Source organism: Streptococcus infantis (genome assembly GCF_047465035.1).
Classification (GTDB): Bacteria; Bacillota; Bacilli; order Lactobacillales; family Streptococcaceae; genus Streptococcus; species Streptococcus infantis_T.
In genome coordinates this window covers 56,283-70,697 of sequence record NZ_JASHAQ010000010.1, presented here as the reverse complement: position 1 = coordinate 70,697, position 14,415 = coordinate 56,283, and the positions used below count along the sequence as shown (strand labels likewise).

Annotated in this window: 17 protein-coding genes; 16 read left to right on the top strand and 1 reads right to left on the bottom strand. The window is 39.7% G+C overall.

Features of this window, described 5'->3' with window-relative positions; genetic code table 11:
- The 16 genes from QM406_RS06135 to QM406_RS06060 all read left to right on the top strand — a co-directional run.
- Positions 1-665 (top strand): LPXTG cell wall anchor domain-containing protein (locus QM406_RS06135; protein ID WP_414273721.1); only part of this gene is annotated, 665 nt, incomplete at its 5' end.
- A 175-nt stretch (positions 666-840) separates the two neighbouring features.
- A complete protein-coding gene (gene hemW / locus QM406_RS06130; RefSeq protein WP_414273720.1) occupies positions 841-1,971 on the top strand; it encodes a radical SAM family heme chaperone HemW in 1,131 nt (376 codons plus the stop codon).
- A gap of 4 nt (positions 1,972-1,975) precedes the next feature.
- Positions 1,976-2,713 carry an acyl-ACP thioesterase domain-containing protein gene (locus QM406_RS06125; RefSeq protein WP_414273719.1) on the top strand — a complete coding sequence of 246 codons (738 nt, stop codon included), beginning with the start codon at positions 1,976-1,978 and terminating at the stop codon, positions 2,711-2,713.
- A 10-nt stretch (positions 2,714-2,723) separates the two neighbouring features.
- Complete coding sequence (locus QM406_RS06120) at positions 2,724-3,497, top strand: TIGR01457 family HAD-type hydrolase (RefSeq protein WP_414273718.1); 774 nt, start codon at positions 2,724-2,726, stop codon at positions 3,495-3,497.
- On the top strand, positions 3,487-4,110 hold the full coding sequence (locus tag QM406_RS06115; protein ID WP_414273717.1) for a TIGR01906 family membrane protein: 624 nt from the start codon (positions 3,487-3,489) through the stop codon (positions 4,108-4,110). The genes QM406_RS06120 and QM406_RS06115 overlap by 11 nt, the downstream gene beginning before the upstream one ends.
- A 209-nt stretch (positions 4,111-4,319) precedes the next feature.
- Positions 4,320-4,721: a Spx/MgsR family RNA polymerase-binding regulatory protein gene (locus QM406_RS06110; RefSeq protein WP_045763368.1), complete on the top strand. Its 402-nt coding sequence runs from the start codon at positions 4,320-4,322 to the stop codon at positions 4,719-4,721.
- Positions 4,722-5,000 (top strand): UPF0223 family protein, encoded by a 279-nt coding sequence (locus QM406_RS06105; protein ID WP_045763367.1) that lies wholly within the window; start codon positions 4,722-4,724, stop codon positions 4,998-5,000.
- Entirely contained in the window at positions 4,990-5,757 is a 768-nt protein-coding gene (locus QM406_RS06100) for an inositol monophosphatase family protein (protein ID WP_371607630.1), read from the top strand. Before QM406_RS06105 ends, QM406_RS06100 begins: the two co-directional genes overlap by 11 nt.
- 6 nt (positions 5,758-5,763) lie before the next feature.
- A complete protein-coding gene (locus QM406_RS06095) occupies positions 5,764-7,077 on the top strand; it encodes an RsmB/NOP family class I SAM-dependent RNA methyltransferase (RefSeq protein WP_371607631.1) in 1,314 nt (437 codons plus the stop codon).
- Between the two features lie 110 nt (positions 7,078-7,187).
- Entirely contained in the window at positions 7,188-8,066 is an 879-nt protein-coding gene (locus QM406_RS06090) for a phosphate ABC transporter substrate-binding protein PstS (protein WP_371607632.1), read from the top strand.
- Positions 8,066-8,983 carry a phosphate ABC transporter permease subunit PstC gene (pstC, locus tag QM406_RS06085; RefSeq protein ID WP_045763363.1) on the top strand — a complete coding sequence of 306 codons (918 nt, stop codon included), beginning with the start codon at positions 8,066-8,068 and terminating at the stop codon, positions 8,981-8,983. The genes QM406_RS06090 and pstC overlap by 1 nt, the downstream gene beginning before the upstream one ends.
- Positions 8,973-9,857 carry a phosphate ABC transporter permease PstA gene (gene pstA / locus QM406_RS06080; protein WP_000543058.1) on the top strand — a complete coding sequence of 295 codons (885 nt, stop codon included), beginning with the start codon at positions 8,973-8,975 and terminating at the stop codon, positions 9,855-9,857. Before pstC ends, pstA begins: the two co-directional genes overlap by 11 nt.
- 10 nt (positions 9,858-9,867) lie before the next feature.
- Positions 9,868-10,671 (top strand): phosphate ABC transporter ATP-binding protein PstB, encoded by an 804-nt coding sequence (pstB, locus tag QM406_RS06075; protein WP_371607633.1) that lies wholly within the window; start codon positions 9,868-9,870, stop codon positions 10,669-10,671.
- Between the two features lie 12 nt (positions 10,672-10,683).
- A complete protein-coding gene (gene pstB, locus QM406_RS06070) occupies positions 10,684-11,442 on the top strand; it encodes a phosphate ABC transporter ATP-binding protein PstB (protein WP_223338828.1) in 759 nt (252 codons plus the stop codon).
- A gap of 11 nt (positions 11,443-11,453) precedes the next feature.
- Positions 11,454-12,107, top strand: coding sequence for a phosphate signaling complex protein PhoU (gene phoU / locus QM406_RS06065; RefSeq protein WP_371560306.1), 654 nt, complete (start codon positions 11,454-11,456; stop codon positions 12,105-12,107).
- 157 nt (positions 12,108-12,264) lie between these two features.
- Positions 12,265-13,080 (top strand): ABC transporter substrate-binding protein, encoded by an 816-nt coding sequence (locus QM406_RS06060; protein ID WP_414273716.1) that lies wholly within the window; start codon positions 12,265-12,267, stop codon positions 13,078-13,080.
- A gap of 19 nt (positions 13,081-13,099) precedes the next feature.
- Here QM406_RS06060 and QM406_RS06055 read toward each other — a convergent pair whose 3' ends face one another.
- A complete protein-coding gene (locus tag QM406_RS06055) occupies positions 13,100-14,374 on the bottom strand; it encodes a PLP-dependent aminotransferase family protein (RefSeq protein WP_414273715.1) in 1,275 nt (424 codons plus the stop codon).
- Positions 14,375-14,415 lie beyond the last annotated feature (41 nt).

Here is a 14,415-nt window from a genome sequence, read left to right as displayed (position 1 = left end):
TAACGCCTAAGAAACCAGACGGTTCAACATACCCACCAGGAACTACGGTAGAAATTCCAGGTGAAAATGGCACACCAATCACAGTTACAATTGGCGACAATGGTTCAGGTGAAGTACCAAATGACAAGCTTCCTAAGAAAGATGTCCCAGGTACAGGAACAGTAACCGAACCTAACAAGAAAACATCACAACCAGTAGATGTAACAACACCAGCTCGTAAGACACCAACACTAGATGTTGAACAAGATCCTAAGACAGGTGACGTTACAGTAACACCGAAGAAACCAGATGGCTCAACATACCCACCAGGAACTACGGTAGAAATCCCAGGTAAAGATGGTAACCCAATCACAGTCACAATCGGTGAAGACGGTAAAGGTAAAGTACCAAACAGTGAATTACCAGAAGGTAAAGTTCCAGGAACAGGTAAGATTACAGAACCAGGTCAACCAGCAGTTGAAGTTCCAGTAGAAACTCCAGCTAAGGTAACACCAGAAACACCAGTTGCGCCAGTAACACCTGATACTAATGGAGCTAAGTCAAATGATTCTCAAAAAGTATTGCCAAATACTGGTACTGAATCAAATGCGACTCTTGCATCTCTAGGTCTTCTTGGTATTCTAGGTGGTCTTGGACTTGCTCTTGGAAAGAAAAAAGAAGACTAAAAATTTAGTCAAATAAACATTCATTCTTTTGTGTTATAAAGACAAACTAGATTGGTTCTGGGAATCATGTTAGTCGTAAAATAAAAAGAATGTTTAGATAAAGAAAGCGAACAATGCTAGGATTTTGTTAAACGGAATTCTAAGTATTGTTCGCTTTTGTGGTATAATAAATACTATGCAGAAGAAACCGACATCAGCCTATGTGCATATTCCGTTTTGTACACAGATTTGTTATTATTGTGACTTTTCCAAGGTCTTTATCAAAAATCAGCCAGTAGACAGCTATTTAGAGCATCTACTGAGAGAATTTTATTCTTATGATATTCAAAAATTGCGTACACTCTATATTGGTGGTGGGACACCGACAGCCTTGTCCGCTTCTCAATTGGAAGTTTTGTTAGAAGGATTGACTAAAAACTTAGATGTGTCAGTCTTAGAAGAATTGACTATTGAGGCTAATCCTGGTGACCTGGATGCTGATAAGATTGCTGTTCTGCAAAATTCTGCAGTTAATCGTGTTTCACTAGGTGTTCAGACCTTTGATGATAAAATGCTGAAAAAGATAGGGCGTAGTCATACGGAAAAGGATATTTATGAAAATATCGATCGTCTCAAACTGGCTGGTTTTGACAATATTTCCATTGACTTAATTTACGCACTTCCTGGTCAGACCATTGATCAGGTCAAGGACAATGTTGCCAAGGCAATTGCCCTTGATATTCCTCATATGAGTCTCTATAGCTTAATTTTAGAAAATCATACGGTCTTTATGAATCGCATGAGACGAGGGAAACTACCTCTTCCTAAGGAAGAATTAGAAGCAGAGATGTTTGACTATATCATTGCAGAGCTAGAAAAAGCTGGCTTCGAGCATTATGAGATTTCTAACTTTTCAAAACCAGGATTTGAAAGTCGTCACAATCTTATGTACTGGGACAATGCTGAGTATTATGGTATTGGTGCAGGTGCATCTGGCTATGTAGATGGTGTTCGCTATAAAAACCATGGGCCGATCCGCCATTATTTAAAGGCAGTAGAAGAGGGAAGTGCTCGTATCAATGAAGAACACTTGAGTCAAAGGGAGCAAATGGAAGAAGAGATGTTCCTTGGACTTCGCAAGAAGTCTGGAGTTTCCATGGAGAGATTTGAAGAAAAATTTGGACAGTCTTTCCAAGAACTTTATGGGGACATCATCAAAGACTTGATTCAACAAGGTCTTATGCAGGTTGATGGCGATCATGTTCGTATGACTAAGAGAGGGCTCTTCTTAGGTGATACAGTAGCAGAACGATTTATATTGGAGTAAAATTATGGGCTTAACTTATCAAATGAAGATGAAAATTCCTTTTGATATGGCTGACATGAATGGCCATATCAAGCTACCAGATGTGATCTTGTTGTCTCTCCAGGTATCAGGGATGCAGTCAATTGAACTGGGAGTGAGTGACAAGGATGTTTTAGAACAGTATAATCTGGTCTGGATTATCACGGATTATGATATTGATGTGGTTCGTTTGCCTCGTTTTGCTGAGGAAATCACCATTGAAACAGAAGCTTTAACTTATAATCGTCTCTTTTGCTACCGCCGATTTACTATTTATGATGAAAATGGTCAAGAAATCATTCATATGCTAGCTACCTTTGTCCTTATGGATCGTGAGAGTCGAAAGGTTCATCCTGTAGTACCAGAAATTGTCGCTCCTTATCAATCTGAGTTTTCTAAGAAACTGGTCCGTGGGCCAAAATATACAGAGCTGGAAGAAGCGATAAGCAAGGACTACCACGTTCGTTTCTATGACTTAGATATGAATGGTCACGTCAATAACAGCAAATACCTGGATTGGATTTTTGAGGTCATGGGAGCCGATTTCCTTACTAATCATATCCCTAAAAAAATCAACCTCAAATATGTCAAGGAAGTTCGACCAGGCGGAATGATTACTTCTAGTTATGAATTGAATGGACTAGAAAGCAATCACCAAGTCTCAAGTGATGGCGATATCAATGCTCAAGCAAAGATAACTTGGCAAGAAATTAACAAAGATTAGAAAGAAAGATATGACTTATAAAGGATATTTAATAGATTTAGACGGAACGATCTATAAGGGGAAAGATAGAATTCCAGCAGGAGAAGCTTTTGTCCATGAGTTACAAAAAAGAGAGATTCCTTATCTTTTTGTGACTAACAATACGACACGAACACCTGAGAGTGTCCAAGAGATGTTGGCTAATCACTTCAACATCGACACGCCTGTATCGACGATCTATACTGCAACCTTAGCGACTATTGATTACATGAATGATTCAGGTCTTGAAAAGACAGTTTATGTGATTGGAGAAGCAGGCCTAAAGGAGGCCATCCAAGCAGCAGGGTATGTCGAAGATAAAGAAAATCCAGCCTATGTGGTTGTTGGCTTGGACTGGCAAGTAGACTATGAAAAATTTGCTACGGCGACCCTAGCTATCCATAAAGGTGCTCATTTTATCGGCACCAATCCAGATTTAAATATTCCAACAGAACGTGGACTTTTACCTGGTGCTGGTTCACTGATTACTCTTCTTGAAGCAGCAACTCGTGTAAAACCAGTTTATATTGGAAAACCTAATGCGATTATTATGGATAAGGCTGTTGAACACCTAGGACTTGAACGCCAAGAAATTGTCATGGTAGGGGATAACTATCTAACAGATATTCGCGCAGGAATCGATAATGGAATTCCCAGTCTATTAGTAACAACTGGTTTTACCAAACCAGAAGAAGTAGCAGATTTACCTATTGCACCGACTCATGTTGTTTCTAGCCTAGCGGAGTGGAATTTCGATGAAAACTAAATTTACTTTTGTAGGAAGTCTTTTCTTTCTCCTCTCGCTTGCGATTTTATTGACTATTTACTTGGCTTGGTTGCTATATCCTCAGGAAATTTCTTGGTTAAACTTGACAAATCGTGTTCATCTGCAACCTCAGACCATCCAGCATAATTTTAATGTTTTGATGGCTTATTTGACCAATCCTTTTAGTCAACAATTAGAAATGCCAGACCTACCTTCTTCGGTATCTGGTTTACACCATTTTGCGGTTGTGAAGGGACTATTTCATCTGGCTCAAGGAGTAGCACTAGTAACTCTACCGATTTTTTATCTTTTTTGGAAGCAAGTTATTCGGAAGGGTTTTCTGCCACTTTATCGTAGAGCACTCTTAATCATACTTTCTCTACCTTTGGCTCTTGGTTTAGTTGGAGTTTTCATTGGATTTGAGCAGTTCTTTACCTTGTTTCATCAGATTCTATTTGTAGGTGATGATACCTGGTTGTTTGATCCAGCAAAGGATCCTGTCATTCTCATCCTACCAGAGAACTTTTTCCTCCATGCCTTTCTCCTATTTTTCTGCTTGTATGAATTGATTTTTGGATTTATGTACCTACAGAGTAGAAAAACAAATAGATAAGTGAAGAAAAGTATTACTGATTCCAAATAAAATGTAGGAAAAACTATCATTTGTAACATGAATATTTCTATATTTAAGCAAAACATTCATATGTGATTCCAAAAAACCTATTTTTCTTGAAAAAGTAGGTTTTTTTACGGAAATAACTAGTCAAGCGCTTTATTTTTTTGTATAATAGGAATAGAAAAGTATGTAAAGAAGAGGAAAGCATGATTACACTATTTTTATCACCGAGTTGTACATCATGTCGTAAAGCAAAGGCCTGGCTCGAGAATCATAAAGTGCCATTCCAAGAGCATAATATTATGACCAGCCCTTTAACGAGAAAAGAACTGCAACACATTCTTTCCTTGACCGAAAATGGTACTGATGACATCATCTCGACTCGTTCAAAGATTTTTCAAAAATTGAATATTGATGTAGAGAGTATCTCAGTATCGGAGTTGCTTCATTTAATTGAGCAGTATCCGAGTCTTTTGCGTCGTCCGATTATTATTGACGCAAAACGGATGCAAATCGGTTTTAATGAAGATGAGATTCGTGCTTTTCTCCCTCGTAGTTACCGTAAACAAGAACTGAAAGAAGCTACATTGAGAGCTGGTATTAATTAGATGAATAAACAGTATAGTTACCCACTAGATTTGTCGTGGAGCACTGAAGAACTTGCTTCAGTGCTTTCTTTTTTTAATGATGTTGAAGCAGCCTATGAGACTAAGGTAGAGGCAAAAAAACTACTAGATTCCTATAAGGGATTCAAAGCGGTTGTTCCAAGCAAGAGTGAAGAAAAACGCTTGGGCCGTGAATTTGAAACTGCGAGTGGTTATTCCTTCTATCGAGCTGTCCAATTGGCTAAAGAACAAGGGGAAGGGAAGATTTCGCTTGGAAAATAAATTTGTGTTTGCTAAAGAGATTGTCAAGGAAGCAGGAGACTATATTCTAGCTCACATGCGAGAAGAATTGCATATTGAGAGAAAATCATCCCCTACAGATTTGGTGACTCGTTTGGACAAGGAAGTTCAGAATTTTTTGATTGATAAGATTCGTTCGCATTTTCCGGATGACCAATTTTGTGCAGAAGAGGGATGTTTACGTGCTTCAGTTGGACATGGATCTGTTTGGGTCATTGATCCCATTGATGGTACCAACAACTTTGTCGCACAAGGTGATGATTTTGCCATTATGGTAGCATATTTTGAAAACGGTGTGGGTCAGTTTGGGATCATTTATGATGTCATGAAAGGTCATTGTTATCATGGAGGAGGTACTTTTCAGGCCTGTCTCAATGAAGAACCCTTGCTTAATTTTAAGGATAAGCCCTTGCGAGATTTTCTAATTGCGAGTAATGCTGGCATGTTGGAAACAAACGCCTGGGGTGTGGCAGAATTAGCTAATGCTTCACTTGGTGTACGAATATATGGAAGTGCGGCTATTAGTTTTGCAAAAATATTATCTGGTCAGCTATTGACCTATATCACCTATCTCCAACCTTGGGACTATGCTGCAGCTGGTATCATTGGAAAAAGTTTAGGTTATCAGATTGTAACCTTAACTGGAGAGCCGGTGGATTTTCAGACACGACAACCAATTATGATGGTTCCAACAGACAAGTTGGCAGAAATTCAATCCTATATCTACGAAAGGAAATAAACTTACATGCAATTTCCAGAAGGATTTGTAAAAAAATATGAAGAAATATTGGGAGATGAGGCAAGAGCTTTTCTTGCCTCTTTTGATGATGAGGCAGTTTCCGCCTTTCGCATCAATCCCTTAAAAGAAAGCCAAGTTTCTTTTTCAGATGCTATTCCACATACACCTTGGGGCTATTATGGCAAGGTTTCAGGGAAATCACCTGAGCATGTAACAGGCTTGGTCTATTCACAAGAGCCTGCTGCACAAATGGTTGCACAAGTAGCTCAACCAAAACCAGGCATGAAGGTCTTGGATTTGGCAGCGGCTCCCGGTGGGAAATCAACTCAACTGGCAGCTTATCTTGCAGGCGAAGGACTACTTGTTTCCAATGAAATTTCTAGCAAGCGAGCTAAGATTTTGGTTGAAAATATGGAGCGTTTTGGTGCATCAAATGTTGTTGTAACCAATGAATCTGCAGATCGTTTGGCTAAAGTGTTTAAGGGATATTTTGACCTAATTGTTCTAGATGCTCCATGTTCAGGAGAAGGAATGTTCCGAAAACAGCCAGATGCCATGGATTATTGGAGTGTAGAATATCCAAGCCAATGTGCTGACTTGCAGCGTGAAATTCTAGAGGATGCGGTCACCATGTTAGCTGATGGTGGTCGTTTGGTCTATTCGACTTGTACATGGGCTCCAGAAGAAAACGAAGAAATTATTAAATGGTTGCTGGATAGTTATGATTTTGAATTGATTCCAGTTACACATATCAATGGAATGGCTCCTGGGATTGATTTTCCTGAGACAGCTCGGATGTACCCACATCGTTTTAAGGGAGAAGGTCAATTTGTTGCCCATCTTCAGTTTAAGGGACAAAACAAGTCAGGGAAGTTCAAGTCTTTTAAGACTAATCTCAGTCGCGAACAGTTGAGTTTATGGCAAGATTTTGAAAAAAAACACCTGAAGATAAATTTGCCAGGAATTTTACAGACTTTTGGAGAACAACTATATCTCTTACCTGAAGTTCTACCAGATTTGGGTAAACTTAGGATTGCACGAAACGGACTTCATCTTGGAACCTTTAAGAAAAAACGTTTTGAACCAAGTTTTGCTCTTGGTTTAGCCTTAAAACCAAGCCAAGTCAATCAAAGAATTGAAATTCATGAAGCGGACTTTGTCAAATACGTGGCCGGTGAAACAGTTCAGCTGTCTGAAACTTTGTCAAATGGCTGGTATCAAGTTTTGGTTGGTGGAAATGGTCTAGGTTTTGCAAAAGTGACCGGAAATACCTTGAAGAATTATTTCCCTAAGGGCTTGAGGTTTAAGGTAAAAAACTAGTCAAAATCAGTATTCTATGTTATAGTGGAAGTATGGATTTTTTGCATAAAACAATAGAAAAATAGGGCGAAATTCCAAGCTATTCATCATTATTTTCAAGGAGACAAATAGTGAAAAAAATTAAAAAACTCACCCTCTTTCTTGCAACCTTTTTACTTGCTGGTTCACTAGCAGGATGTGCAAGTTGGATTGATCGTGGGGAGTCAATGACGGCTGTTGGCTCAACTGCCCTCCAACCTTTAGTCGAGGCGGCGGCAGATGAATTCGCATCAGCTCATATCGGTAAAACGGTCAATGTTCAAGGTGGAGGTTCTGGTACAGGACTATCGCAGGTTCAGTCAGGAGCAGTAGATGTCGGAAACTCGGATGTATTTGCTGAGGAAAAAGACGGTATTGATGCTTCAGCCTTGGTCGATCATAAGGTAGCTGTTGCAGGTTTGGCTGTTATTATCAATAAAGAAGTAGATGTTGATAATCTAACGACAGATCAACTCCGACAAATCTTCACAGGAGAAATTACCAACTGGAAAGAAGTCGGTGGGAAAGATTTAGCCATCTCTATTATCAACCGTGCGGCTAGTTCAGGTTCTCGTGCAACCTTTGATAGTGTGATCATGAATGGTCAATCAGCAATGCAAAGTCAGGAACAGGATTCAAACGGGATGGTCAAATCAATCGTTTCTCAAACCCCTGGAGCTATTTCCTATCTAGCGTTTGCCTATGTCGATGATTCTGTTGGGACAATCAAACTCAATGGTTATGAACCAATTTCAGAGAATGTAACCACGAATAATTGGCCTTTGTGGTCTTATGAACATATGTATACACTTGGTGAGCCAAATGAACTGGTTGCCGAATTCTTAAACTTTGTTCTTTCAGACGAAGCTCAGAACGGAATCGTTAAAGGAATGGGCTATATTTCTGTTAAGGAAATGAAGGTTGAAAAAGATGCTACAGGGACTGTAACAGCGCTAGAAGGGAGTCAATAATGAACCAAGAAGAATTATCTAAAAAATTGCTCTCTCCGTCAAAGAACTCTCGTCTTGAGAAATTAGGGAAAAGTCTGACTTTTGCCTGCCTCTCTTTGATTGTTATCATTGTGGCTATGATTTTAATCTTTGTAGCCCAAAAAGGGTTATCTACCTTCTTTGTGAATGGTGTGAATATCTTTGATTTTCTCTTTGGTGCAACTTGGAACCCTTCAGGTAAGCAGTTTGGTGCTCTTCCAATGATTTTAGGTTCCTTTATCGTTACCATCCTATCTGCTCTCATCGCAACACCATTTGCAATTGGTGCTGCAGTCTTTATGACAGAAGTATCGCCAAAAGGAGCTAAGATTTTGCAACCAGCTATCGAACTTCTAGTTGGGATTCCTTCGGTAGTATACGGATTTATCGGTTTGCAGGTCGTTGTACCATTTGTACGTAGTGTCTTTGGTGGAACAGGTTTTGGTATTTTATCGGGGATTTTCGTTCTCTTTGTTATGATCTTGCCGACTGTAACCTTTATGACAACTGATAGCTTACGTGCAGTTCCTCGTCACTATCGTGAAGCAAGTTTAGCCATGGGAGCAACTCGTTGGCAAACCATCTGGCGTGTAACCTTGAAGGCTGCTCGTTCAGGTATTTTTACGGCAGTAGTCTTTGGTATGGCACGTGCTTTCGGTGAAGCCCTTGCGATTCAGATGGTTGTTGGTAACTCAGCAGTTGTTCCAACTTCATTGACGACACCAGCAGCGACTTTAACATCTGTATTGACCATGGGAATTGGTAATACCGTTATGGGAACTGTTGATAATAATGTTCTTTGGTCACTGGCCTTAGTATTGCTCTTGATGAGTTTGGCCTTTAACAGTGTGATTAAATTGATTACGAAAGAAAGAGGAAAGAAAAACTATGCACGCTAAGAAATTAGATAAACTTGCTACAGCTGTCCTCTATACCATCGCAGGAATCATTGTCACTATTCTGGCTTCCTTGATTCTCTATATCTTGGTTCGAGGCTTACCTCATGTTTCATGGTCCTTCTTGACTGGAAAATCATCTTCTTACCAAGCAGGTGGAGGTATTGGAATTCAGCTTTATAATTCCTTCTTCCTTTTGGTCATCACCTTGTTCATCTCTGTGCCTTTGTCAATGGGAGCTGGGATTTACTTGGCTGAGTATGCTAAAAAAGGTCGTGTTACTAACTTCGTTCGTACCTGTATTGAGATTTTGTCTTCTCTACCATCAGTCGTTGTTGGTCTCTTTGGTTACCTCATCTTTGTAGTTCAGTTTGAGTATGGATTTTCAATTATTTCAGGAGCCTTGGCTTTGACCGTCTTTAATCTTCCACAGATGACACGTAATGTTGAAGACAGCTTGAAACACGTTCACCATACACAACGTGAAGCTGGTTTGGCACTTGGGCTTTCTCGTTGGGAAACAGTTCTTCATGTCGTTATCCCCGAAGCCCTACCAGGTATTGTAACAGGTATTGTCCTTGCATCAGGTCGTATCTTTGGTGAAGCTGCGGCTCTTATCTATACGGCAGGACAATCTGCACCAGCTCTTGACTGGTCAAACTGGAATGTCCTCAGCGTAACCAGTCCGATCTCAATCTTCCGTCAAGCAGAAACCTTGGCCGTCCATATTTGGAAAGTCAACAGTGAAGGAACTATTCCTGATGGAACCCTTGTTTCAGCAGGTTCTGCTGCGGTGCTCCTAATCTTTATTTTAATCTTTAACTTTGGAGCTCGCAAACTCGGAAGCTACCTACACAAGAAATTAACCGCTGCCTAAAGGAGAAGCCATGTCAAAATATAACTGGGATGAAAAGCATATCATCACCTTCCCTGAAGAAAAAGTGGCCCTCTCTACTAAGGATTTACATGTTTACTACGGTAAAAATGAATCCATTAAGGGCGTCGATATGCAATTCGAAAAAAATAAAATCACGGCCCTGATTGGTCCGTCTGGATCTGGGAAATCAACCTACCTACGCAGTCTCAACCGTATGAATGATACCATTGATATTGCAAAGGTTACAGGACAGATTCTCTATCGAGGTATTGACGTTAACCGTCCAGAAATTAATGTTTATGAAATGCGTAAACATATCGGAATGGTATTTCAACGTCCAAATCCATTTGCTAAATCAATCTATCGCAACATCACCTTTGCACATGAACGTGCAGGAGTTAAGGACAAGAAAATCCTTGATGAAATTGTAGAAACCTCTCTTCGTCAGGCTGCCCTCTGGGATCAGGTCAAAGATGACCTTCATAAGTCTGCCTTGATGCTTTCAGGTGGTCAGCAGCAACGTCTCTGCATTGCCCGTGCTATTTCTGTAAAACCAGATATTCTCTTGATGGATGAACCTGCATCAGCCTTAGATCCGATTGCGACAGCTCAACTTGAGGAAACCATGCTTGAGTTGAAGAAGGACTTTACCATTATCATCGTAACTCACAGTATGCAACAGGCTGCGCGTGCTAGTGATTATACAGGATTTTTTTACTTGGGTGACTTAATTGAGTATGATAAGACTGCTAATATTTTCCAAAATGCTAAGCTACAGTCTACTAATGACTATGTAACTGGACATTTTGGTTAGAAAGGGAACAGTATGACAGAACCGATTTTGCAGGTTTCAGACCTGTCAGTCTATTACAATAAAAAGAAGGCCTTGAATAGTGTTTCCTTATCATTCCAACCCAAGGAAATTACGGCCCTTATCGGTCCGTCTGGATCTGGAAAATCAACACTTCTAAAGGCTATTAACCGAATGGGGGACCTCAATCCTGAAGTGACGACAACTGGATCAGTGGTTTATAACGGTCACAACATCTATAGCCCTCGTACCGATACAGTTGAATTGCGTAAGGAAATTGGAATGGTATTCCAACAACCCAATCCTTTCCCTATGTCTATCTATGAAAATGTCGTTTATGGCCTCCGCATAAATGGAGAAAAGGATAAGCAGGTCTTAGATGAAGCAGTGGAGAAGGCTTTACAGCGTGCTTCAATCTGGGATGAAGTCAAAGACCGTTTGCATGACTCTGCTATTGGTCTTTCAGGTGGTCAACAACAACGTGTTTGTGTAGCACGTGTATTGGCGACTAGTCCTAAAATCATCCTTTTGGATGAACCAACTTCAGCCTTGGACCCTATTTCTGCTGGTAAGATTGAGGAAACCTTGTATGGTCTAAAAGACAAATACACCATGCTCTTGGTCACTCGTTCTATGCAGCAAGCATCTCGAATCTCTGATAAGACAGGATTTTTCCTCAATGGAGATTTGATTGAATTTAACGATACCAAGGAAATGTTCCTCTATCCTCAACATAAGGAGACAGAGGACTACATTTCAGGTAAATTTGGATAAGGAGTGAGAAGATGTTACGATCTCAATTTGAAGAAGATTTAGAGAAATTGCATAATCAGTTTTATGCTATGGGACAAGAAGTTCTTTCCCAAATCAATCGTACCGTACGTGCTTTTGTAACGCATGACCGTGACATGGCTAAAGAAGTTATTGAGGAAGATGCAGAAGTAAACGAATACGAAGTGAAACTTGAAAAGAAATCATTTGAAATGATCGCCCTACAACAGCCAGTTTCACAAGACTTACGTACAGTTTTGACAGTTTTAAAAGCTGTTTCAGACCTAGAACGTATGGGAGACCATGCAGTATCTATCGCAAAAGCAACGATTCGTATGAAGGGTGAGCAACGCATCCCTGCAGTTGAAGAAGAAATCAAAAAAATGGGTCGTGAAGTAAAAAACTTTGTTGAGGCTGCTTTAGAACTTTATTTGAATGGTTCTGTGGATCAAGCCTACGAAGTTGCAACTATGGATGAGAATATCAACCATTACTTTGATAGTATTCGAGACCTTGCTACAGAAGAAATCAAAAAACATCCAGAAGCTATCGTCACAGGTCGTGATTATTTCCAAGTCATTTCTTACTTGGAGCGCATCGGTGACTATGCAAAGAATATCTGTGAATGGGTTGTTTACTTTGAAACAGGTAAGATTGTGGAATTGTAAAATTGATTAAATATACAGAAAAAGGAGCTAAACAATGAATAAAAGCTCCTTTTTTGAAAGAATAATTGAAAATTTTTCATAAAAATTTAAAATATGCTTGACAAACGAAGTTTGTAGAGTTATAATTATACAAAATTAACAGAGAGGTTGTTTATTTATGAATTTTAAAAAATGGATATTTGTCTTATGTAGTTTTCTTGCAAGCTTCTTTTTAGTAGCTTGCCAATCATCTAGCTCAAGCTCACAGTCTGCAGTGGAGGCCATCAAGCAAAAAGGAAAATTAGTGGTCACAACTAGTCCAGACTATGCTCCCTTTGAGTTTCAAGCACTTGTAGATGGTAAGAACCAAGTCGTAGGTGCTGATATTGACATGGCGCAAGCAATCGCTGATGAACTTGGAGTGAAATTGGAAATTTCAAGCATGAGCTTTGATAATGTCTTGACTAGTCTTCAGACAGGTAAGGCTGATTTGGCCATTGCGGGAATCAGTGCAACTGAAGAAAGACAAGAAGTCTTTGATTTCTCAATTCCTTACTATGAAAATAAAATTAGCTTCCTTATCAGAAAATCAGATCTTGAAAAATACAAGGATTTGGACTCTCTAGCAAGTGCTAATATTGCAGCTCAGAAAGGAACTGTTCCTGAATCTATGGTTAAAGAGCAACTTCCAAAGGCACAGTTGACATCTTTGACAAACATGGGCGAAGCAGTCAATGAGCTTCAATCAGGTAAGGTTGATGCTGTTCATATGGATGAACCAGTTGCTCTAAGCTATGCTGCTAAGAACTCAGATTTGGCTGTAGCTACAGTAAGCTTGACTATGAAAGAAGGCGAAGCAAATGCCGTAGCTATCAAAAAAGGTAACTCAGATTTGAAGGAAGTAGTTGATAAGGTCATCCAAAAACTGAAAGATGACGGAACTTACCAAACTTATCTTGAAAAAGCTGCTAAGCTAACAGAAGTAGAACAATAAAAAATAACAGAGTTGGATTTCAGTCCAGCTCTGTTTTTAAATAGCTTAGTGTTTCTTCAATATTTTCTAAAGGAACTTTTGCAAAGTGATAGGGACAAGACTCTATGTAGGATGATTCGAAAAAGTCGAGTCCTAGAGGACTGTGTTTAAGACTAGCGATGCTAGGATAGTTCCTGAGATCAAGCAAAAGCCCATCATGAAGTGGATAGCACGGTAGGGAAATGGGATAGCTTTGCAAGAGTTGTTGGATGTGCTTCTGACTTTTTTCCTGCAGTGCCAATCGTGCTAGTCTGTTTTTTTCAAAGAGTTGACTATCAATATAGAGTGATAGAGCCTTTTGCATGATAAGGTTGTTGTCATAGTCGAGAATGTTTTTATAGGTTACAAAAGCTTCCTTGATCGCATTAGGAAGAAGTAGGGCAGTAATCCGGAGGGCAGGAAATAGACTCGTAGAAAAGGACTTGATATAGATGACCAAATCATGTTGGTCTAAATAATGAAAGGTTTGTCCCATTTTAGGATCCAAGTCACCCAGGTAGTCATCCTCAACGATATAAATCTGATATTTTGCAGCTAGGTCAAGGATAGCAAGTTTTTCCTCTTCAGAATAAGAATGCCCCAGAGGATAGTGGAAACGGGGAATGGTATAGAAGAACTTAATCTTTCTACTTTTAAAATGCTCCTCAAGTTCTTTCAAGTCGATGCCGTCTACTCGACGTTCAATGGTTTGAAAGGGAAGATTTTGAGCTAGTAGCAGCTGGTTCATTCGATGATAGGTCGGTTGTTCGACCAGTATTTCCTGAGCTTGACCTGGAAAATCGATCTGAGAAAGAATAAACAGTGCCTGCTGGGTTCCAGACGTCATGACCAACTGGTCTGCCTTACTATAAATGGCTTGATCAAAGAGCAAAGTCTGAACAGACTCTCGTAATTCTTCTAAGCCTTCTTGGTGTTCATAGTAGTTGTAGAGATAGTTTTCTCGCCCAATCAAGCTCTCATTGACGCAAAGACGAAAATCATCATAGGCAGCTGCGTGTTCATCATTGACTGAGATAATTAGATCTTCATGACTGGTTTGTTGCTCCAATACATAATAACCACTTTGAGGTTTGGAGTAGATATATTTCTCGTATCGGAGTTCTAAGAGTGCGCGCTGTATGGTGTCTTTGCTACAGTGAAAATCTTGACTGAGTTTTCGGATAGATGGTAGGCGACTTCCAGTGGGAAATCTACCTGATTCTATCTCATTTTTTAGATAGTGAACGACTTGTTCATATTTGCTTTCTTGCTTCATCCCAGACCTCTCATGATTTTGTTACATTGTACCTTTTTTTT